This is a genomic window from Dactylosporangium sp. NPDC048998 (assembly GCF_043197855.1).
In the GTDB taxonomy this organism is placed as follows: domain Bacteria; phylum Actinomycetota; class Actinomycetes; order Mycobacteriales; family Micromonosporaceae; genus Dactylosporangium.
In genome coordinates this window covers 115,999-136,856 of sequence record NZ_JBICTV010000004.1, presented here as the reverse complement: position 1 = coordinate 136,856, position 20,858 = coordinate 115,999, and the positions used below count along the sequence as shown (strand labels likewise).

Annotated in this window: 19 protein-coding genes; 14 read left to right on the top strand and 5 right to left on the bottom strand. The window is 72.0% G+C overall.

What is annotated here, in order from left to right; translation table 11 throughout:
* Positions 1-35 precede the first annotated feature (35 nt).
* The 8 genes from clpB to ACGFI8_RS11380 all read left to right on the top strand — a co-directional run bounded on the left by clpB (position 36) and on the right by ACGFI8_RS11380 (position 8,416).
* The gene (gene clpB, locus ACGFI8_RS11415; protein WP_392803255.1) at positions 36-2,630 is read left to right on the top strand and encodes an ATP-dependent chaperone ClpB; all 2,595 of its coding nucleotides are present in this window, start codon (positions 36-38) and stop codon (positions 2,628-2,630) included.
* A 21-nt stretch (positions 2,631-2,651) separates the two neighbouring features.
* Positions 2,652-3,017, top strand: a complete 366-nt coding sequence (locus ACGFI8_RS11410; RefSeq protein ID WP_392803252.1) for a hypothetical protein — start codon at positions 2,652-2,654, stop codon at positions 3,015-3,017.
* 93 nt (positions 3,018-3,110) lie between these two features.
* Positions 3,111-3,809, top strand: a complete 699-nt coding sequence (locus tag ACGFI8_RS11405) for a hypothetical protein (RefSeq protein WP_392803250.1) — start codon at positions 3,111-3,113, stop codon at positions 3,807-3,809.
* Between the two features lie 48 nt (positions 3,810-3,857).
* Entirely contained in the window at positions 3,858-4,652 is a 795-nt protein-coding gene (locus ACGFI8_RS11400; RefSeq protein ID WP_392804043.1) for an SDR family NAD(P)-dependent oxidoreductase, read from the top strand.
* Between the two features lie 382 nt (positions 4,653-5,034).
* Positions 5,035-5,577 (top strand): orotate phosphoribosyltransferase, encoded by a 543-nt coding sequence (pyrE, locus tag ACGFI8_RS11395; RefSeq protein WP_392803247.1) that lies wholly within the window; start codon positions 5,035-5,037, stop codon positions 5,575-5,577.
* A gap of 86 nt (positions 5,578-5,663) precedes the next feature.
* Positions 5,664-6,014 carry a metalloregulator ArsR/SmtB family transcription factor gene (locus ACGFI8_RS11390; protein ID WP_360097341.1) on the top strand — a complete coding sequence of 117 codons (351 nt, stop codon included), beginning with the start codon at positions 5,664-5,666 and terminating at the stop codon, positions 6,012-6,014.
* 2 nt (positions 6,015-6,016) lie between these two features.
* A complete protein-coding gene (locus ACGFI8_RS11385) occupies positions 6,017-6,679 on the top strand; it encodes a class II aldolase/adducin family protein (RefSeq protein WP_392803245.1) in 663 nt (220 codons plus the stop codon).
* A gap of 60 nt (positions 6,680-6,739) precedes the next feature.
* Complete coding sequence (locus tag ACGFI8_RS11380; RefSeq protein WP_392803244.1) at positions 6,740-8,416, top strand: substrate-binding domain-containing protein; 1,677 nt, start codon at positions 6,740-6,742, stop codon at positions 8,414-8,416.
* A 34-nt stretch (positions 8,417-8,450) separates the two neighbouring features.
* Here ACGFI8_RS11380 and ACGFI8_RS11375 read toward each other — a convergent pair whose 3' ends face one another.
* The 3 genes from ACGFI8_RS11375 to ACGFI8_RS11365 are packed head-to-tail and all read right to left on the bottom strand — an operon-like array spanning position 8,451 to position 13,115.
* On the bottom strand, positions 8,451-9,239 hold the full coding sequence (locus ACGFI8_RS11375; protein WP_392803242.1) for a DedA family protein: 789 nt from the start codon (positions 9,237-9,239) through the stop codon (positions 8,451-8,453).
* A 25-nt stretch (positions 9,240-9,264) separates the two neighbouring features.
* The gene (locus tag ACGFI8_RS11370; protein WP_392803239.1) at positions 9,265-11,760 is read right to left on the bottom strand and encodes a polynucleotide kinase-phosphatase; all 2,496 of its coding nucleotides are present in this window, start codon (positions 11,758-11,760) and stop codon (positions 9,265-9,267) included.
* Positions 11,757-13,115, bottom strand: a complete 1,359-nt coding sequence (locus tag ACGFI8_RS11365; RefSeq protein ID WP_392803236.1) for a 3' terminal RNA ribose 2'-O-methyltransferase Hen1 — start codon at positions 13,113-13,115, stop codon at positions 11,757-11,759. Before ACGFI8_RS11365 ends, ACGFI8_RS11370 begins: the two co-directional genes overlap by 4 nt.
* Positions 13,116-13,178: 63 nt before the next feature.
* Between ACGFI8_RS11365 and amrS the strand changes: the two genes are divergently transcribed.
* The 5 genes from amrS (at position 13,179) to ACGFI8_RS11340 (ending at position 17,757) form a co-directional block, all read left to right on the top strand.
* On the top strand, positions 13,179-14,243 hold the full coding sequence (gene amrS / locus ACGFI8_RS11360) for an AmmeMemoRadiSam system radical SAM enzyme (RefSeq protein ID WP_392803233.1): 1,065 nt from the start codon (positions 13,179-13,181) through the stop codon (positions 14,241-14,243).
* Entirely contained in the window at positions 14,240-15,019 is a 780-nt protein-coding gene (gene amrB / locus ACGFI8_RS11355; protein WP_392803230.1) for an AmmeMemoRadiSam system protein B, read from the top strand. The genes amrS and amrB overlap by 4 nt, the downstream gene beginning before the upstream one ends.
* A gap of 162 nt (positions 15,020-15,181) precedes the next feature.
* Entirely contained in the window at positions 15,182-16,069 is an 888-nt protein-coding gene (locus ACGFI8_RS11350) for a phytanoyl-CoA dioxygenase family protein (RefSeq protein ID WP_392803227.1), read from the top strand.
* A 98-nt stretch (positions 16,070-16,167) separates the two neighbouring features.
* Complete coding sequence (locus ACGFI8_RS11345) at positions 16,168-16,677, top strand: SigE family RNA polymerase sigma factor (RefSeq protein WP_392803225.1); 510 nt, start codon at positions 16,168-16,170, stop codon at positions 16,675-16,677.
* Between the two features lie 63 nt (positions 16,678-16,740).
* Positions 16,741-17,757, top strand: coding sequence for an LCP family protein (locus ACGFI8_RS11340; RefSeq protein WP_392803223.1), 1,017 nt, complete (start codon positions 16,741-16,743; stop codon positions 17,755-17,757).
* A gap of 15 nt (positions 17,758-17,772) precedes the next feature.
* On the opposite strand, the gene ACGFI8_RS11335 is transcribed toward ACGFI8_RS11340, so the two are convergent.
* Positions 17,773-17,985, bottom strand: a complete 213-nt coding sequence (locus ACGFI8_RS11335; protein ID WP_392803220.1) for a hypothetical protein — start codon at positions 17,983-17,985, stop codon at positions 17,773-17,775.
* Between the two features lie 267 nt (positions 17,986-18,252).
* Here ACGFI8_RS11335 and fbaA point away from each other — a divergent pair, with 267 nt between their 5' ends.
* Positions 18,253-19,278, top strand: a complete 1,026-nt coding sequence (gene fbaA / locus ACGFI8_RS11330; protein WP_392803217.1) for a class II fructose-bisphosphate aldolase — start codon at positions 18,253-18,255, stop codon at positions 19,276-19,278.
* A 276-nt stretch (positions 19,279-19,554) separates the two neighbouring features.
* Here fbaA and ACGFI8_RS11325 read toward each other — a convergent pair whose 3' ends face one another.
* Positions 19,555-20,790: an LOG family protein gene (locus tag ACGFI8_RS11325; protein WP_392803214.1), complete on the bottom strand. Its 1,236-nt coding sequence runs from the start codon at positions 20,788-20,790 to the stop codon at positions 19,555-19,557.
* Positions 20,791-20,858: the final 68 nt, after the last annotated feature.

Below are 20,858 nucleotides of genomic sequence, written 5' to 3'. Positions count from 1 at the left end.
GTACCTCCTGACGTACGCACTGGAACGAGGAGTCGATGAACGCCGAACGCCTGACCACCAAGAGTCGCGAGGTCATCAAGGCCGCCGTGGACGCGGCGAGCCAGCGTGGGCACGCGACCGTTGAATCCTGGCATCTCCTGCTGACGCTGCTGGACACGGGCGGCTCGACCGCCGCCGGCCTGCTGCGCGCGGTGGGCGCCAACCCCGCCGACGTGCGGCGCGCCGCGCTGCACGCCGTGGAGCGGCTGCCCAGCGCCCGCGGCGCGAGCGTGGTGGAGCCCAACGTGGCCCGCGAGTTCGCCAACGCGATCGCGGCCGCCGAGCAGATCGCCCGGCCGCTGGGCGATGAGTACACCTCGACCGAGCACCTGCTGGCCGGCCTCGCCCGGGTCGGTGGGGCGGTCGCCACGCTGCTCAAGGACTCCGGCGCGACCGAGCAGACGCTCGTGGCGGCGTTCCCGCAGGTGCGCGGCGGCGACCGGAAGGTCACCTCCGCCGACCCCGAGCAGACCTTCCAGGCGCTGGAGAAGTACGGCGTCGACCTGACGCAGGCCGCGCGGGACGGCAAGATCGACCCGGTGATCGGGCGTGACGCCGAGATCCGCCGGGTGATCCAGGTGCTGTCCCGGCGTACCAAGAACAATCCGGTGCTCATCGGCGAGCCCGGCGTCGGCAAGACCGCGATCGTGGAGGGCCTGGGCCAGCGGATCGTGGCCGGCGACGTGCCCGAGTCGCTGCGCGACAAGCGGCTGGTCAGCCTGGACCTGGGCGCCATGGTCGCCGGCGCGCAGTACCGCGGCCAGTTCGAGGAGCGCCTCAAGTCCGTGCTGGAGGAGATCAAGGGCTCCAACGGGCAGGTCATCACGTTCCTCGACGAGCTGCACACGGTCGTCGGCGCTGGCAAGGGCGAGGGCTCGATGGATGCCGGCAACATGCTCAAGCCGATGCTCGCCCGCGGCGAGCTGCGGATGGTCGGCGCGACGACGCTGGACGAGTACCGCGAGCACATCGAGAAGGACCCGGCGCTGGAGCGGCGCTTTCAGCCGGTGGTCGTGGGCGAGCCGTCGACCGAGGACACCATCGGCATCCTGCGCGGGCTGAAGGAGCGCTACGAGGTGCACCACGGCGTGCGGATCACCGACGCCGCCCTGGTCGCCGCGGCCACGCTGTCGGACCGGTACATCACCGAACGCTTCCTGCCGGACAAGGCCATCGACCTGGTCGACGAGGCCGCGTCCCGGCTGCGCATGGAGATCGACTCGCGGCCGACCGAGGTGGACGAGGTCGAGCGCAGCGTGCGCCGGCTCGAGATCGAGGAGATGGCGCTGGCCAAGGAGCCCGACGCCGCCTCCGCCGAGCGGCTGCAGCGGCTGCGCGCCGAGCTCGCCGACCGGCGCGAGCAGCTGACCGCGCTCACCGATCGCTGGCAGAACGAGAAGCAGCACATCCAGAAGATCTCCAACACCAAGGAGCAGCTGGAGCAGCTGCGCGGCGAGGCCGAGCGGGCCGAGCGCGACGGGGACCTGGCGAGGGCCTCCGAGCTGCGGTACGGCGTGATCCCCGGCCTGCAGCACGAGCTGACGCAGGCGGAGAGCGAGCTCACCGCCCTGCAGTCCTCGGGCGCGATGCTCAAGGAGGAGGTCTCCGCCGACGACATCGCCGCCGTGGTCGCCTCCTGGACGGGCATCCCGGCCGGGCGGCTCATGGAGGGCGAGACCGCGAAGCTGCTGCGCATGGAGGAGTCGCTGCGCAGCCGGGTCGTCGGCCAGGAGCGCGCGATCCAGGCCGTCTCCGACGCGGTGCGCCGTGCGCGGGCCGGCATCGCCGACCCGGACCGCCCGACCGGCAGCTTCCTGTTCCTCGGCCCGACCGGCGTCGGCAAGACCGAGCTGGCCAAGGCGCTGGCGGAGTTCCTGTTCGACGACGAGCGCGCGATGGTGCGCATCGACATGAGCGAGTACGGCGAGAAGCACACCGTCGCCCGGCTGGTCGGCGCACCGCCCGGCTACGTCGGCTACGAGGAGGGCGGCCAGCTCACGGAGGCGGTACGCCGCCGCCCGTACACGGTCGTGCTGCTGGACGAGGTCGAGAAGGCGCACCCGGACGTGTTCGACGTGCTGCTGGCGGTGCTCGACGACGGCCGGCTCACCGACGGGCAGGGTCGCACGGTCGACTTCCGCAACGCGATCCTGATCCTCACGTCCAACCTCGGCTCCGAGGTGCTGGCCGACGATCCGACGCTCAACGCCGACCAGCGCCGGGACGCGGTCATCGCCGCGGTCCGGGGCCATTTCAAACCGGAGTTCGTGAACCGGCTCGACGACATGGTGGTCTTCGACGCATTGTCCCAGGCGGATCTGCGTGCGATCGTAGAGATCCAGCTCAATGCGTTGGGCCGGAGACTGGCCGATCGCCGGCTCGCGCTCGAGGTCTCTGACCAGGCGCGTGACTGGCTGGCCAGTCTTGGGTATGACTCGGTGTACGGCGCGCGTCCACTGCGCCGCCTGGTACAGACGTCCATCGGCGACCAGCTCGCCCGGGCGCTGCTGGCCGGCGAGATCAGGGACGGCGACCGCGTCGTGGTCGACCTCTCGGACGACAAGAAGGCGCTCACCGTGACCGCCGGATAACGCTGTGGAAGGGCGCGGCAGATGCTCTGGAAGAAACACGCGTTCGACGACGAACTGCGTCAGCTCTCCGACGCCGACACGCTGGCGTTCGGCGGGGTCGGCATCGCCGGCACCCTTTTGCCGGCCACCAAGGCCTACTTCGCCGTCGAGGAGGGACTCCGCGAACACGGGGACGAGCTGCGTCCCCTCCTGGAGGCCCTCCTCGACCGCGCCACCCCGGCCGGCCGGGTCTACGCCGCCGAGCTGCTGACCCACGCCGACGCGGCGGCCGGCCGGGCCGCCTGGCGCCGGCTCGAGGGCCAGAGCGGCGAGATCAAGACGTTCAGCGGCTGCATCATGAGCAGCACGACGGTGGCCCGCTACGCCGAGGAGCGCCTGCGGGAGTGACATCCACTCCGGTCGACGCCCCCGGGTCCGGCTGCGCGATGAGCGCGGCATCGATACGGTGATCAGGGATTCCCTGGGAGGAGAGCCAACCCGATGTCATTCGCCGTCCCGGCCCCGGCGCCACGCGCCCGGCCGTCCACCGTCAGCCTCGCCGCGACGCTGCTCTTCGCGGCCGCGGCGATCGAAGTGATCAGCGTGGTCCTCTCGCTGCTGTACTCCGGCAAGATCGCCGACGCGACGAAGAGGGTCTACGAGCAGGCCGGCGCGCCCACGAACAACACGAGCCTGACCATCGGCTCCACCATCGGGGTCGTCGTCGGCTTCCTGATCATCGTGATCGCCGTTCTGCTCGGCTACTTCGTCAGCCGCGGCAGCCAGGTGGCCAGGATCCTGACCTGGGTCTTCGGCGGCCTGTTCTTCTGCTGCAGCCTGGTCGGAGTCGGCTCGATCCTGTTCGCCCAGCCGTTGTGGGACCAGGCCCGCAAGGCCACGCCCAACCTGCCCACCTGGGCCGAATACCAGCGGATCATCTACTCCGGGGTTCCCGGCTGGTACCAGCCCGTCACGACGGTGCTGAGCATCCTGATGATCCTGGCGATCGTGGTGCCGATGATCCTGCTCGCCCTGCCGGCCTCGCACCCGTACTTCCGCAAGCCGCAGCAGGAGTGGGAGCCGCCCGTGCCCGGCGGACCCGGTGGCTTCCCGGGCCAGCCGGGTCAGCCGGGTCAGCCCGGCCAGCCGGGCGACCCCGGTCAGCCCGGGCCGCCCGGTTACGGACCACCCACCGCCTGAGCGCCCAGCGGAAAGGGCCGGACGAGGTCGTCCGGCCCTTTCCGCTACATTGCCGCGGTGACCGAACGGCGTACCGCGCTCGTGACCGGAGCCACCGCGGGCATCGGGGCCGCCTTCGCCCGGGAGCTCGCCGCCGAGGGCTTCGGGCTGGTCCTGGTGGCCCGCGACGAGGAGCGGCTGCGGGGCCTCGCCGCCGAGCTGCCCGTGCCCGTCGAGGTGCTGCCGGCCGACCTCGCGACGGCCGAGGGGTGCGACGCCGTCGCCGCCCGGCTCACCGATCCGGGGCGCCCCGTCGACCTGCTCGTGAACAACGCCGGCCGTTCGCTCAACCGCTCCTTCCTGCGCTCGACGGTCGAGCTGGAGGAGGAGCTGCTGCGGCTCAACGTCCACGCCGTCATGCGGCTGACGCTGGCCGCGCTGCCCGGGATGGTCGAGCGGGGGCGCGGCGAGATCGTCAACGTCTCGTCGGTGTCGGGGTTCGCGGCGCTGATGCCGGGCACGACGTACCCGGCGAGCAAGGCCTGGGTCACGAACTTCAGCGAGTCGCAGGCGCAGCTGGTGCGCGGGATGGGCGTGCGAATCATGGCGCTGTGCCCGGGGTACACCCGCACCGAGTTCCACGACCGGGCCGGCATCGACATGAGCCGGATGCCCTCCTGGATGTGGCTGGACGCCCGGGCCGTCGTGCGCGCGGGGCTGCGGGACCTGCGCCGTGGGCGGATGGTCAGCGTGCCCGGCTGGAAGTACAAGCTGGCGGTCTTCGGCATCCGCCACGCGCCGCGCGGCCTGCTCCACCGCGTGGCCCGGGACACCAGGGGACGCATCGGGCACGAGGAGCGTTAACGCCCGGGCCGCGGCAGATCCGTGCACTAGTGCAAGCATTGAATTTGCTGTGTATCGAGCATGATTGTGATCACGTACATTCGGATGATGGCCGATTGGTACCATTCGCGTGGGCGTTCGGTCGTCACGGGACCCGCCGTTTGGATGTTTCCGCAGGTCAGCGGCTTGTATCGAGCATTGCAACGATCTAATGAGAGCAAGATTCGGATTCGTCGCCCGGACGTCGGTAGATCGTCATCCTCGTCACCGTCACCCCTCGCGTCACTCGTGGTGATCGCTGCGATCACCTTCGTATTCGCCCTCGTCCACTTGACGGCTTTAAATTTGGCCGAGAGTGCGGGTCATCGATTCACCGCGGAGATTTAGCGCGTACGCTTCGGTCATGACCGACCGTGACGACCTGCTGAAACTCGTACGCGATCTGGCCGTGGTGCGCGGACGGGTCACGTTGTCGTCCGGACAAGTTGCCGACTGGTACGTGGACCTCCGTCGCTTGACGCTGCACCATGCAGGTGCGCCGTTGGTCGGCCAGGTCATGCTCGATCTTGTCGACGACTGGCAGTTCGACGCCGTGGGAGGGCTGACCCTCGGCGCCGATCCGGTGGCCACCGCGATGCTGCATGCGGCGGCCGCCCGCGGGGGACGGGCGCTCGACGCGTTCGTCGTCCGTAAGAGTGACAAAGCTCATGGTCTGCAACGCCGGATCGAAGGGCCCGACGTTGCCGGCCGCCGCGTTCTCGCGGTCGAGGACACCTCCACCACGGGTGGAAGTGTGCTGACAGCCGTGGAGGCGTTGCGAGAGGCGGGCGCCGAGGTGGTCGGTGTGGCCGTTATCGTCGATAGAGGCGCGGAAAAGGCGGTTCGCGCCGCGGGGCTGAGCTATCGCTCAGCATTTTCGTTGGCCGACCTCGGCCAACAGGGCTGAAAAATTGTCGATTCGGACCTGCGCATATGCAGGCGGGTCGATGGTGTTGGTGGAAGGATGGAAACGTGGGAACTGCGCTGGCTGAGATGACCCTGCCCCAGATCTCGCCGCTTGCCGGCGAGCCGATTGACCGCGCCGATGCCGAGCGTCTTGCCGGCGTCCTGAAGGCACTTGCCGACCCGGCCCGACTCCGGCTCCTGAGCCTGATCCAGTCGGCCCCCGACGGCGAGGCGTGTGTGTGTGACCTGACGGCCCCGCTCGGGCTTTCGCAGCCGACGGTGAGCCACCACCTGCGAATCCTGACCGAGGCTGGGCTGCTGGAGCGCGAGAAGCGGGGTGTGTGGGCGTTCTACCGCCTCGTGCCCTCCGCGATCGGCACCATCGCCGACCTTCTGACGCCGCCGCGCAAGCGCGCGACCAAGAAGGCGCCTCGCTAACAGTGTCGGGTAGGGCCTCGCGGCACTACCCGACCGGGGACCTCCGCGACCAGCTCGCCCATGTCGGGCAGGCGGTCGTGCAGGCCGGACTCGTCGTGGGCTCGGGTGGCAATCTCTCCGCCCGGGCACCAGGCGCGGACGAATGCTGGGTAACCGCGGCCGGGACATGGCTCGAACGGCTCGACCGGGGTTCATTCGTTCGGATCCGAATCAGCGACGGCGCGGCTCTTGACAGCAATGCCAAAGCCGCGCCGTCATCGGAGCTCGCGCTCCACCTCGCCACCTACCGCGCCCGGCCGGACGTCAACGCGGTCGTGCACCTGCACCCGCAGACCGTCCTGCTCCTCGACGCGATCGGCGAGCCGATCAGGCTGGCCACCACGGACCACGCCTTCTACCTGCGACGGGTGGCGACCACGCCGTTCGTGCCGCCGGGCCGCCCCGAGGTGGGCACCCTGGCCGCCGAGGCGTGCGCCGACGGCACCGACTGCGTCGTGCTGTCCCGGCACGGCTGCTCAGTCGTCGCCGACACCGTCGAACTCGCCCACAAGCGGGCGTTCTACCTCGAAGAGGCCGCGCGGCTGACGTACCGCGCCCTGGCCATCGGCCGCACGCTGGAACCGCTGCCGACCGACTGGCTCACCACGCCCGGCGCCACCGCCTGAGAAAACCTGGGCCTACACTCGTCCTCCTCCGGTTGAGCCGCAGGTCAAGGGGCGTGAACGTTGGACGTACAGCAGCGTGGCAGGTCGTCCAGGTCGCTCAAGACGCTCAGGGCGCCCATCGCGGCCGGCGTCGTGGTGGCCCTCGTCGCCATCACGTTCGTGACGGTCCGCGCGATGGCCGGCGGCGACGGATCGTGCTCCCGCGGCGTAAAGCTGCTCGTCGCCGCCGCTCCCGAGATCGAGCCCGCGGTCCGCGAGGTCGCCGGCCGGTTCGCCGCGACGAAGCCCAAGGTCCACGGCGACTGCATCCAGGTGCGGGTCAAGTCGGTCGAGCCGGCCGACGTCGCCGACCTGCTCGCCGCCCGCGTCGGCGGCACGATCACGGGCGGCGGCTCCGCCGCGTCCCCGGCCGGCACCGAGGTGCCGGCCGTGTGGATTCCCGACTCGACCGCATGGCTCACCCGCGTGCAGGGCGCCGACCGGCAGGCGTTCGAGGCCCAGGTCAGCCCGGTCGCCACGAGTCCGGTCGTGGTCGCCGCGGCCGAGCCGGTCGCCGCCGCGCTGGGCTCACGCACCGTCGGCGCGGCGCAGGTCGACACCCTGCTGGCCAAGGTCGCCGGCAAGGAGCTGCAGGTGGGCTCGCTCGACCCGCGGCGCAGCACGGCCGGGCTGGCCGGGGCGGGCCTGCTGTACGACAGCATCGCCACCGACCCGAAGCGGCTCGTGGACCTGGTCCGGGCGTACCGCTCGATCGCCATCGCCCCGGACCGGCCGACGCTGCTCAAGAACGCGGCCGGCGGCGGCCAGGCGGTGCTCACCAGCGAGCAGCAGGTCCTCGCGTCCGCCGCCGGGCTCACCGCGCTGCCGCTCGACCCGCCGGTGACGCTGGACTACCCGTTCGCCGTGGTCGGGGGCAGGCCCGCGGCCGACCTCGGCGCCGCCGAGCTGCTGCGCGCCGCGCTCCGCGACGTCGCGAACCGCGAGGCGTTCACCCGGCTCGGCTTCCGCGGCCCGGACGGCTCAACCGGCGCCGCGTTCCCGACCCCGCAGGGGGTCTCGCTGGCCACGGCGCTGGTCAAGCCGCTGAGCGACGAGGAGAAGGTCGCCGGAGTACTCGGCTACTGGAACGCGACGACCGCGCCGTCGCGGGTGCTGACGCTGATCGACATCACCTCGTCCATGAACCGGCCGATCGCCAAGGGCGGCCCCTCCCGCCTGGAGGTGCTGCGCAGGGCCGCGACCGACGGGCTGAGCCTGTTCACCGACGACAGCGAGCTGGGGCTGTGGGCGTATGCGTCCGGCCTGCCCGGCGGCAAGGACTACCAGCAGGTCGTCCCGGTCAGCCAGCTCAACGAGGGCCAGCGGGCGCGGCTGACGTCGGCGGTGTCCGCCGCCCGGGCCGTGCCGACGGACGTCTGCGGGCTCTACGAGACGGTGCTCGCCGCGTACCAGTCGCTCAAGGAGGGCTACAAGGACGGGCGCTCGAACACCGTCGTGGTGTTCACCGACGGCGCGAACTCCAAGCCCGGCATGAGCCTGGAGACCCTCAAGCTCGAGCTGGAGCGGGCCACCGACCCGACCCGCCCGGTGCGCGTGGTGCTGCTCGGCATCGGCCCCGACGTGAACAAGCCGGAGCTCGACGCGATCGCCGCGGCAACGGGCGGGCGCGCGTTTGTGGTGCAGGACCCGGACCAGATCGGCAACATCTTCCTGCAGGCCCTGATCCGGTCCAGCTGAACCCGGTCCAGCTGACCTCGGGCTGACCAGGCGTCTAGTCGCGGACGCGGTGGCTGCCCGGTCGGTCGGTCGGGCGGATCGTCGGCAGGACCTCGGTCGGGGCATTCGCCGGGTCGTGCGCGGCGGCGGGGGCGTGCCCGCCGCTGCGCCGCTCCTGCCAGCCCCTGAAGATCTCGATGAAGATCGGCAGGGCGGAGATCAGGACGATCACCAGCACGGCGGGCAGCAGGTACGTGTCGATCTTCTCCGGCGGGATCAGCGCCCGGATCTGCTTGGCCAGGGCCCAGCCGCCGAAGATGATGCCGTCGGTCCACAGGAAGCCGCCGACCACGTTCCACACGAAGAACTGCCGGGCGGGCATGCCCACGACGCCGGCGACCGGGTTGAGGAACGTGCGCACGATCGGGATGAACCGGGCGAGCACCACGGCCTTCGCCGGGCCGAACTTCGCGAAGTAGTGCTCGGCCTTCGCGACGTACTCCTTCTTGAAGATCTTCGAGTCGGGCCGGTCGAACATCCGGCGGCCGTAGCGGGCACCCAGGAAATGACCCAGCTGGGCACCCGCGATGGCGCAGATCGGCGCGCCGATGAGCAACTGCGGCAGGCTCAGCCTCGTGCCGAGCAGGTCGGAGGCGGCCGGCGACGAGGCGACGCCGGCCAGGAACAGCAGCGAGTCACCCGGGAAGAAGAAGCCGACGAGCAGGCCGGTCTCGACGAACATGATCAACCACACGCCGATCACGCCGAACGTGCTCAGCAGCCCCTTCGCGTCGAGAGGGTTGAGCGAGAGCAGGTCGCGCACGGCGCTCGTCTTTTCTTCCACGGGTCACCAGGGTACGTGAGCATCCTTACAACCGTGGATCCACGGGCTCGCTTTCACAGGCGAGCACCGCGAACACGAGCTGGTGCACCCGCCAGGCGGGCGCGCCGGCCGCCAGCAGGTCGAGTGCGGCCAGGCCAAGGCCCTGCTCGCGCAGCGCCAGGCCGCGCTTGCGGCCGAGGTTGCGGCTGCGCAGCGTGGCGAGCCGCTCCGGCTCCGTGTAGTCCGGACCGTAGATGATCCGGAGGTACTCCCGGCCGCGGCACTTGATCGCCGGCTGCACCCGCGGCCCGGCGTCCTCCGCGGGCTTGACGACCATGCCCTCGCCGCCCGCCCCGGTCAGCTCCAGCCACCAGCGCGTGACCGCCGCGATCCCGTCCGGGTCGGCGGGGTCGACGACCAGCCGCCGGGTCGTCGTGAACAGCTCCGGTTCGGCCGCGACCAGCCGGTCCAGCAGCGCCAGGTGCCACTCGTGCCCCCGCCGCGCGTGGTTCGCGCCCTCGGCGGCCAGCACATGGAACGGCGCCACCCGGACGCCGGCCAACCCGTCGGTCGGCCAGCAGTAGCGCCGGTACACGTCCGCGAACGCCGCGATCGACCACTCCCGCGCCGTGAAGCGCCCGGCCAGGTCGCCGACGTCGACGCCGCGCCCGGCGGCCGCGACCAGCGCCGCGCGCGCCGCCGGCAGGGCGGCGCCAGCCGCGGCGGCCACGCTCGCGTACTGGTCGCGGATGAGCGGCTCGGCCTTCGCCGACCAGGGCAGCACCTCGGCGTCGAGCAGCAGCCAGTCGGTGCCGAGCTCGTCCCACAGCCCGGCGCGGCCGATCGCGGCGACGACCCGCTCGACCAGCGGGGCGGCGTCGGCGAAGAACGGCCGGCCGGTGCGGGTGTACACCGCGCCGGAGCCGTCGCGGCGCACGTTGAGCACCGCGCGCGACCCCATGTGCTTCTCCTGGCAGACGACCCGCGGCACGCCGGCCCGGGCGTAGTCGGCCAGCGCCTCGACCGGGTGCTCGAGGTACCCCTCCTGGACCGAGGTCGACGCGGGCGTCATCGTCGGCGGGAGCCAGACCAGCCAGGCCGGGTCGACCGCGAACCGGCTCATGACCTCCAGCGCCGCCGCGGCGTTCTCGGCCGCGACCGTGACCCGCCCGGCCGGCGTCTCCAGGCTCCGGCGGCCGGTGATGTCGGCGAGGTCGAGCCCCTCGAAAGCCGAGCCGTCCGGGCCGCTCGAGCCGGCCGGGCCGCCCGGGTCCGGCGCCAGCGGCCGGACCGGCGCGTAGTACTCCTGCTCGGCCGGCACCGAGACCAGTTCGCGCGAGGGGTACCGCAGCGCGGTCAGCGAGCCGCCGAACACGCAGCCGGTGTCGATGCAGATGGTGTTGTTGACCCACTCCGGGCTCGGGGTGGGGGTGTGGCCGTAGACGACCATGGCCCGGCCGCGGTACTCGGTCGCCCACGGGTAGCGCACCGGCAGGCCGTACTCGTCGGTCTCGCCGGTGGTGTCGCCGTAGAGCGCGAAGGAGCGGACCCGCCCCGAGGCGCGGCCGTGGTACGCCTCTTTGAGCCCGGCGTGCGCGACGACGAGCCGGCCGCCGTCCAGGACGTAGTGGCTGATGAGCCCTTCCAGAAATTTCGCGGCATGTGCTGAGACATCCGGATCGTCGGCGAGCTGGGTCATGGTCTCGGCCAGGCCGTGCGTCAGCCGCACGTTGGCCCCGCGCAGCTTGCGCAGCAGCTTGGCCTCGTGGTTGCCGGACACGCACAGCGCGCTGCCGGCCTCGACCATGCCCATCACCAGGCGCAGCACGCCCGGCGAGTCGGGCCCGCGGTCGACGAGGTCGCCTACGAAGACCGCCGTGCGTCCCTCCGGGTGCGCCGCGCCGGCGGCCCGGCCCAGCGAGTCGCGGGTGATCGCGTAGCCGAGCCGGTCGAGCAGGAGCTCCAGCTCGGCCCGGCAGCCGTGCACGTCGCCGATCACGTCGAAGGGGCCGGTGAGCTCCCGGCGGTTGTTGAACAGCGGCTCGTACTCGATCGTGGCCGCGTCGACCTCGGCCACGCCGCGCAGCACGTGCACCTGCCGGAAGCCCTCCCGGGCCAGGCCCCTCAGCGACCGGCGCAGGTCGCGGTGCTGCCGGGCGACCACGGGCCGGCCGAAGTCGCGGTCCGGGCGGGCCTGCGTGCGCGCCCAGCACTCGTCCTCCGGCACGTCCAGCACGATCGCGACGGGCAGCACGTCGTGCTCGCGGGCGAGGGCGACCAGCGCCTCCCGCGCGTGCCGCTGCACGTTGGTGGCGTCCACGACGGTGAGCCGGCCGGCCCGCAGCCGCTTGCCGGCGACGTAGTGCAGCGCGTCGAAGGCCTCGCCGGAGGCGGACTGGTCGTTCTCGTCGTCGGCGACCATCGCCCGGAAGGCGTCGGAGGACAGCACCCGCGTGGGCGCGAAGTGCCGCCGGGCGAACGTCGACTTGCCCGATCCGGAGACGCCGACGAGCGCCACGAGGCAGAGCTCGGGGATCTTCACTTGCTGAACACCGCCATCTGGGTAGGTGTGCCGGCCCCCGTGTCCTCGGGGCCGATGCCGGAGCGGGTGACCGTGTAGCCGTAGCGGGCCGCGACCTCGTCGCACCAGGCGCCGAACTGCGCGCGGTCCCACTCGAAGCGGTGGTCGGCGTGGCGCAGGTGGCCGTGGGCCAGCCCCGGGTACAGCGCGTTGTACTCGACGTTCGGCGTGGTCACGACCACCGTCGCGGGGGCGGCGTGACCGAACACGCTCGCCGCGAGCGCCGGCAGCCGCGGCGGGTCGACGTGCTCGATCACCTCCATGAGCACGGCGGCGTCGAAGCCCTTGAGCCGGTCGTCGCGGTAGGTCAGCGCGGTCTGGAGCAGCCTGAGGCGGGCTCGCTGCCGCTCCGGAAGCCGGTCGAGGTGCAGGCGGCGGGCGGCCATCTCCAGTGCGACGGCGCTGACGTCGGCCCCGACGATCTCCGTGTACCGCCGGTCGCGCACGAGCTCGCCGAGCAGCGCGCCGGGGCCGCAGCCGAGGTCGAGCACCCGGGTCGCGCCGGACTCGGCCAGGGCGCGCAGCACGGCGGCCCGGCGCAACTGGTGCAGCGACTCCGGGCGCGGCGCCGGCTCCTCCGGCAGCTCCGACGTCTCCGAGTCATCGCAGAGCCTTGCCAGGGCCGCCGAGGTGAGCGACGCGCGGTGCGCCAGGTACCGCTTGGCGATGTGCGCCTTGCGCGGGTGCCCGGCGAGCCAGCCCGTGCCCGCCCGCAGCAGCTTCTCCACCTCGTCCGGGGAGACCCAGTAGTGCTTGGCGTCGTCGAGGACCGGCAGCAGCACGTACACCTGGTTCAGCGCGTCGGCGAGCCGCAGCGTGCCGGTGAGGCGCAGGTCGACGTACCGGCTGGGCCCCCACTCGGGGTGCTGGGCGTCCAGCGCGATCGGCGTCGCCTCGACCGCCCAGCCCAGCGGCGCGAACAGCTCCTCCGCGCTGCCCTTGCAGCGCAGCGCCGGGATGCGCAGCTCGAGCGGGATCGGCGTGGCGGCGAGCTCGGGCCGGTCCCGGGAGTCCCCGCGCAGGGCCGAGCGCCATACCCGGCCCAGCGCCGCGGAGAGCAGGCTCGACGCCGCGTACGGCCGGTCGTTGACGTGCTGGTGCAGCGTGAACGTCTCGCCGTGCTGCCGGGTGCGCAGCTGCGCCGCGTCGATCTCCAGCAGCAGCGCCGCGGTGCAGCGCTCCTCGCTCGCCTCCGGGTAGAACACGTGGGCGCGGCCGGCGGAGACGCCGAAGGTCTGCAGCCGGTCGGGGTGCTTCACCAGCAGGTAGCCCAGGTCGGTCGCCGGGCGATGGGTGGTCGTGACGGTCAGTAGCACTCGATCATCATGGCGGCCGGAAAAGCGACGGCCGAGGCAATTACTGCGGGCTAGGCTGGAGCAATGGCGGTGGTGGCTACCGCACACTGGCACCGGCTCGATGACGGGCGGGTCCAGTGCGACGTGTGCCCACGCAACTGCCGGCTTCACGAGGGCCAGCGCGGCTTCTGCTTCGTCCGCCAGCGCGAGGGCGACCAGATCGTCCTGACCACCTACGGCCGCTCGTCCGGCTTCTGCGTCGACCCGATCGAGAAGAAGCCGCTCAACCACTTCCTGCCCGGCTCGCCGGTGCTGTCGTTCGGCACGGCCGGCTGCAACCTCGGCTGCCGCTTCTGCCAGAACTGGGACATCTCCAAGAGCCGGGAGATCGACACGCTCGGCGCCGCCGCCGGCCCGGAGCAGCTCGCCGCCTCGGCCGAGCGCCTGGGCTGCCGCTCCATCGCGTTCACGTACAACGACCCGGTGATCTTCATGGAGTACGCCATGGACGTCGCCGACGCCTGCCGCGAGCGCGGGATCAAGTCGGTCGCGGTCTCGGCCGGCTACATGAATCCGGCGCCGCGCGAGGAGTTCTATCGGCACATCGACGCGGCCAACATCGACCTCAAGGCGTTCAGCGAGCAGTTCTACACCAAGATCACGTTCTCCAAGCTGGACAAGGTGCTGGACACGCTGGAGTACCTGCGCGGCACCGACGTCTGGTTCGAGGTCACCACGCTGCTCATCCCCGGCCACAACGACGGCGACGACGAGCTGCGCCGGCAGTGCGACTGGCTGCTGACCCACCTCGGCCCGGACGTGCCGCTGCACTTCTCCGCGTTCCACCCCGACTTCAAGATGCTCGACGTGCCGCCGACGCCGCCGGAGACGCTGCGCCGCGCGCGGCGGATCGCGCTCGAGGCCGGGCTGCGCTACGTGTACACCGGCAATGTGCACGACCCCGACGGCCAGACCACGCGCTGCCCGGGCTGCGGCGCGGCGGCGGTCGTGCGCGACTGGTACGAGCTGGTGTCCTACGCCGTCACCGACGACGGCCGCTGCGCGGCATGTGGCCACGCGATCCCCGGCGTGTACGAGGGGCCCGCCGGCGGGTGGGGAAGGCGGCGCCTGCCGGTGAGCATCGGTTGAGGCCGCCGGCCGTGGCCGGCAGCTTCTACCCGGCCGACCCGACCGAGCTGCGCGGCACGGTGGAGTCCCTGCTCGGCACCGTGCAGCGCGAGCCCGAGCGTGACGTCGATCAGGCGTTCGCATACGTCGTTCCGCACGCCGGATACCGCTGGTCGGGCCCGACGGCGGCGCACGTCTACGCGCGGCTGGCCGGCCGGGACGTCGACCGCGTGGTGCTCCTCGGCCCGTCCCACCGCGTGCCGCTGCGGGGGATCGCCGTGCCGGCCGAGGGGCGCTGGTCGACGCCGCTCGGCCCGGTCGACGTCGACGCCGAGGGCGCCCGGGACCTCGTGGCGGGCGGCCTGGCGGTGGCCGACGACGAGCCGCACTCGCTTGAGCACTCGCTCGAGGTACAGCTGCCGTTTCTGCAGGTCCTGGGGTTTTCCCGGGTGCTGCCGGTGTGCGTCGGGTTTGCCGAGGTCGACGCCGTGGCCGCCCTGCTGTCGGTCGTCGCGGTGCCCGGCTCGCTCGTGCTGTGCAGCACCGACTTGTCCCACTATCTGACTTGGGAGCAGGCGCGGCGGGCCGACGCGGCGACCGCCGACGCGATCGTGCGGCTCGAGCCGGAGCGGATCGGCGAGGGGGACGCGTGCGGACGGTACGCGCTGCGCGGCCTGCTGGCGTGGGCTCGCGACCTGCGCCCGACGGTCCGGTTGCTGCACCTGGCGACCTCGGCGGACGAGGGCGGGCCCCCGGAGCGGGTGGTCGGATATGCCGCCGTCTCCCTGGCCGCGTGACGCTGCGTAGCCGTCGTTGGCACACCGACGTCATGACGGTCGATTTCGTTGCCGTCGATTCGTCCAAAATACCGTGACCGAACGGCCGACCTCTGTCGAGGCGCCCGGACACGTCTTTCCCGAGGAGGCGCCTGCGGACGGCGCCGGAACGGGAGACGGGGCATGTCTGCGACGACGACTGCCGGGGTGGGAACGGGCACCGGCTGGGCGCCGATGACGAGCGAGCAGCGCGAGCAGTTCGACACGGACGGTTACCTTGTGCTGAAGGGCGTGCTCAGCCCGGACGAGGTGCGCCACTACGCGTCGGTGCTCGACGTCGCCCACGCCACCCACCCGCGCGCGGCCGACGGCTCGCTGCACCTGCTCAGCGCCGTCACCAGCTGCCCTGAGCTGGTTGACCTGATCGACCACCCGGCGACGCTGCCGCTGGTCTGGTCGATTCTCGGCTGGAACGTGCACATCTACCACTCGCACCTCGACGTGCACCCGACGATCACCGGGCCGAAGCCCGACTGGTGGCACTGGCACCAGGACGGCGGCCGGCAGAACCGTGAGATCGAGACCGACCCGCGCCCGCGGCTGTCGGTGAAGCTCGCGTACTGGCTCTCGGACGTCTCCGAGCCGGGCCGGGGCAACCTCACGCTGATCCCGGGCAGCCACAAGACCAACTGGCTGCCCGGCCCGCCGACGCGTGACGTGCCGTGGCCGGTCCCGGCCGGCGCGACGCAGGTCCAGGTCGACGCGGGCGACGTGGTGTTCTTCGACCGCCGCATCTGGCACGCCCGCTCGGACAACCGCTCCGAGATCACCCGGCGCTGCGTGTTCCTCGGCTACACGTACCGCTGGATCAGCATCCGCGACGAGGTGGCCGGGCTGCCCGCGAAGCCCTGGTGGCCGCGGCTCAACCAGGTGCAGCAGCAGCTGCTCGGCGGCGTCGGGGTCGGCGACGGCGACCACCACTGGGGCCACTACCCGGAGTCGACGCCGCTCTACGTCGCGCTGCGCGACCGCGGCCTGCTCGACCCGAGCTACCCGCCCCTGATTCCCTGACCGCTGCGAATCCCCGGGTGCCGCAATGTTCGGCCGGTCTCGATCCGTCATAGGGTCGGGACCGGACGGGCTGGCGGACGGGTCGGCGGAGGGGTCGGTTGACGTTCGAGGAGTTCGTCGAGGCGCGGCTGCAGGCGCTGCTGCGCTATGCGGTCATGCTGACCGGCGACCCGCACACGGCGCAGGACCTCGTGCAGGAGACGATGATCCGCGCGCAGCTGCAGTGGCGCCGGATCTCCGCCGCGGACCTGCCCGAGCGATACGTCAAGCGCATGCTCACCAACGTCTACGTCGACCTGCACCGCGGCTCTTGGCTGCGCCGGGTCGTGCTGCGCGGCGTCGACCTCGACGAGACGCTGGCGGCGCGCACGGTCGGCGACCACGCGGACAACCTGGCCGAGCGCGACCAGATGTGGCTGTGGCTGGGCCGGCTGCCGCGCCAGCAGCGGGCGGCCCTGGTGCTGCGCTACTACGAGGGCCTCACCGACGCCGAGATCGCCGAGGTGCTCGGCCGCCCGGTCGGCACGGTCCGCTCGTGGATCTCCCGCGCCCTGAGCACGCTGCGCGCGCAGGTCTCGCCGGCCATGGCCGGCGGTGATGCGCCGTGACGGACCAGCTGCCGCGCGACACGTTCCCCCGGCTCTCGTCGCCATGGCCGGCGGTGACGCGCCGTGATTGACGGATTGTTGCGCGACACCTTCGCCCGGCACGAGGAGCTCGTCCCGGCCGCCCCGCCCGGACTACGCGCGGCGATCCTGACCGGCGCCCGCCGGCGGCGCGTCCGCCGCCGCTGGGCCTGGACCGGCCTGCTGACCGGCGTCCTCGTCATCGTCGCGCTGCTCGCGGTACCGGTCACGGCGCTGCCCGGGCAGACGGCGCACCGGCAGGTCGCCGCGCCCTCGGCCCCGATGCACCTGCTGCTCGTCGGCATCGACCACGCCGGCGAGGAGCCCGCGGCCCAGGTGCGCGCGGACGCGATGGTGCTGGTGCACATCGACCCGGCGGCCCGCACCGCGTATGCGGTCATGGTCCCGCGTGACCTGATGCTCAACCTGCCGGGCCTGGGCCGCCAGCGCGCCGACGGCGCCTACCTGGTCGGCGGCTACCGGCGCGCCGCGGATGCGATGGCGCGGCTGACCGGCGTGCCCCTCGACGGCGGCGTGGTTGTCGACATCGCCGCGATGGAGTCGATCACCGGCGCCGCCGGGGGCGTCGACCTGTGCGTCGAGCGGCGCATCCAGTCGCGCCACCTCGCCTACGACGGGCAGGGCGGCGTGGCGGAGCCCGCCTACGGCCGCGCGCCCGTGGTCTACGAGCCAGGCTGCCGTCACTACGACGCCCGCGAGGCCGTCGACTACCTGCGCGAGGCCGCGGGCGCCGGCGACGAGCGCGGGCTGCGCCAGTACCTGACCGCCATGGCCGTCGCGGCGTCCGATCCGGTCCGGCTGCCCGCGCTGCTCGCCGCGGCGGGTGCCGGCGTTGAGCTGCACCTCGGCGCCGGCTCGCTCGCCGGCCTGGCCGGCACGCTGCGGGGCATCGACCCGGGCCGGGTTTCCGGCGTACGCCTGCCGTCGACCCCGTCGGACACCGGCCAAGAGCCCTTGCCCGACGGCGACGGCCTCTACGACGCCCTGCGCGCCGGGCGGGTCGGCTCGTGGCTGGCCGCCCACCCGCAATACGCGGCCTGACGGTCGGTGCCGGGGTCAGTACTCGTCGTTGAGATCGACCTCGCGGTCCTGCTCGATGGCGTCGTACTCGTTGGCCTCCCACGGGCGGGAGTGCGGGGTCTGGGGGCGTTCCAGCGGGTTGGCCGGCAGGGCCTGCTCGGCGGCGTCCGCCGGCGAGGCCTCCGGGTCGCGCACGTCGGGGTCGAGGCGGTCGTCGAGGGTCAGCAGTTCCTCGTCTGGCTGGGTCATCGCCGGGGCTCCCTGTCGCTCGTGGTCTCCCGTGGTCTTCGCGCTCGGGCTCCGTTCGGGCCGCTCTCAACCGTACGACTGTTCCGCCCGGTTCGCCCCCGGGCCGGGCAATTCTCTGCCCGGTCTCCCTCCCGGGCCGGGCACGTCACCCGGCGTCGAGCGGTCCGTGCCGCTGCGAGATAATCCAGGTAGGACAGCGCGGTCCGCGTGGAGCCGTGCCTGTCGGCTCCAAAAACCGCACGATCCAAACAGTCAAGGAGCGCCGTCATGCCCATCGCCTCGTCCGATGTCTACGCCGAGATGCTCGACCGCGCCAAGGCCGGCGCGTTCGCCTACCCGGCGATCAACGTCTCGTCGTCGCAGACGCTCAACGCGGCGATCCGTGGTTTCGCCGAGGCCGGGAGCGACGGCATCATCCAGGTCTCGACCGGCGGCGCGGAGTACCTGTCCGGCCCGACCGTCAAGGACATGATCACCGGCTCGGTCGCGCTGGCCGCGTTCGCGCACGAGGTCGCGAAGAAGTACTCGGTCAACATCGCGCTGCACACCGACCACTGCCCGAAGGACAAGCTCGACGGGTTCGTCCGCCCGCTGCTGGCCATCTCCAAGGAGCGCGTCGCCAAGGGTGAGGAGCCGCTGTTCCAGTCGCACATGTGGGACGGCTCCGCGGTCCCGCTGACCGAAAACCTGGAGATCGCCGAGGACCTGCTCGCGGAGGCCGCCGCGGCCAAGGTGGTCCTGGAGATCGAGGTCGGCGTCGTGGGCGGCGAGGAGGACGGCGTCGTCGGCGCGATCGACGAGAAGCTGTACACCACCGTCGAGGACGGCCTGGCCATGGTCGAGAAGCTGGGCCTCGGCGAGAAGGGCCGCTACATGGCCGCCCTGACCTTCGGCAACGTCCACGGCGTCTACAAGCCGGGCAACGTCAAGCTCCGCCCGGAGATCCTCAAGCAGATCCAGGACGCGGTCGGCGCCAAGTACGGCCAGGAGAAGCCGCTGTCGCTGGTCTTCCACGGCGGCTCGGGCTCGCTGCTGTCGGAGATCCGCGAGGCGCTGGACTACGGCGTGGTGAAGATGAACATCGACACCGACACGCAGTACGCGTTCACCCGCCCGGTCGCCGGCCACATGTTCAACAACTACGACGGCGTGCTCAAGGTCGACGGCGAGGTCGGCAACAAGAAGGCGTACGACCCGCGCTCGTGGGGCAAGGTGGCCGAGGCCGGCCTGGCCGCCCGCGTGGTCGAGGCCTGCGAGCACCTGCGCTCGACCGGCACCACGCTCGCCAAGTAAGGCTCAGGCCAGACTCAGACAGACTCCGACAGAATCGGACAGAACGGCCCGGCTGCTTCCAGCCGGGCCGTTCTTCGTGCGTGCGCACCGCGGCTACTCGTTGAGGAAGTTGACGTAGCCGTCCGCGCTGATCGGGCTGGTGATGCTGTTGGTGACGTCCATGATCGTCACTGGGCGCGTACGCCGGTGCCGAGGCCGTTGGGGTCGTTGCTGACGTCGGGCGTCGTCACGGTGAGGGTGGTCTCATTACTCATCGTATTGGTGAATCACCCTCACTTAGGCGGTCAGAATTTCGGCCGCCTCCGCCACGTCGTCGGTGATGTGCAGCAGCGAGCGCAGGTCGCCGACCGGCGAGGCGGCGAGCAGCGGCTCGAGCAGCCCCCGGATCGGCAGGCGGTCGGTCCAGTGCCGGACGTCGAGGAAGACGAACGGTCCGCTCGCGCCGTCGGTGGCGTAGAACGTCTTCGTCGCCGCCTGGAAGATCTCCTGGACCGTGCCGGCCATGCCCGGGGCGAACACGATGCCGCCGCGCGACAGGCGCAGGACCGTGTCCTCGCGGATCGCGTTGGAGAAGTACTTCGCGATCTTCGCCGCGAACAGGTTGGCCGGCTCGTGGCCGTAGAGCCATGTCGGGATCGCCAGGCCGCCGCGCCGGGCCCAGGTGACCGGGTCGCCGGCCGCCTGGCCGGCCGGGCCCGCTGCCGCGTATCCGGCGGAGTCCGGCGTGGGCGGGACCGGGCGGGCGAAGCTGTCGCGTACGGCCAGGGCCGCCTGCGTGTAGGGATCGTGATCGTGGAAGTCGGGCGCCTTCGCCAGCGTGTCGATCGCCTCACGCAGTGTGTCGAGCGGGTGCTCGGCCAGGAACGCCCCGAGGTTGGCGGCCTCCATCACGCCTGGGCCGCCGCCGGTGACGACCAGGCGGTCGGCGCGGGCCAGGCGCCACGCCAGCTCGGCGGCGCTGCGGTACTCCGCCGCGCCGCGCAGGGCCGCGTGCCCGCCCATGATGCCGATCGCCGCCGACGGGCCTCGCGCCTCGATCCACCCGGCGGTCACGTTGGCCAGGGCGTTGTCGATGCCGGAGTCGTGCATGCGCTGCGCGATCGCCTCGCGGATCTCAGGCGTCGCGCCGCCGGTGGCGCGGAAGTGCCGGTAGACGACGGTGTCGAACATGCCCTCGAAGCCGTCGGAGACGAAGCCGGCGGCGAGGTCCTCCGGGCCGTACAGCTGCGACGGGTGCGTCGGGTACGGGATGCCGGCGAACTCAGGGACCACGACCGCGCGGCGCAGCAGCAGGTCGACGACACGGTCGAGGCCGGCGAAGTGGCAGCCGATGAAGAGCGAGTCGGTGACATCCACGGCGGACAGGTCGACGGCGGCAAGGTCCAGCCCTTGGACGATCTTGCCGGCCAGGGTGTTCCGGTCGAGGTGGAACCGCAGTTCCTCCGGCGACTCGATCTCGTCCGGGGAGTGGTCGTGCAGGGCGACGACATCGGGGGGTGGCGGGGTCGGCACGGGACCATCCTTGCAAATACCCACAAAGGGCGATGGCCCGATCCGGAGGATCGAGCCATCGCTTAACC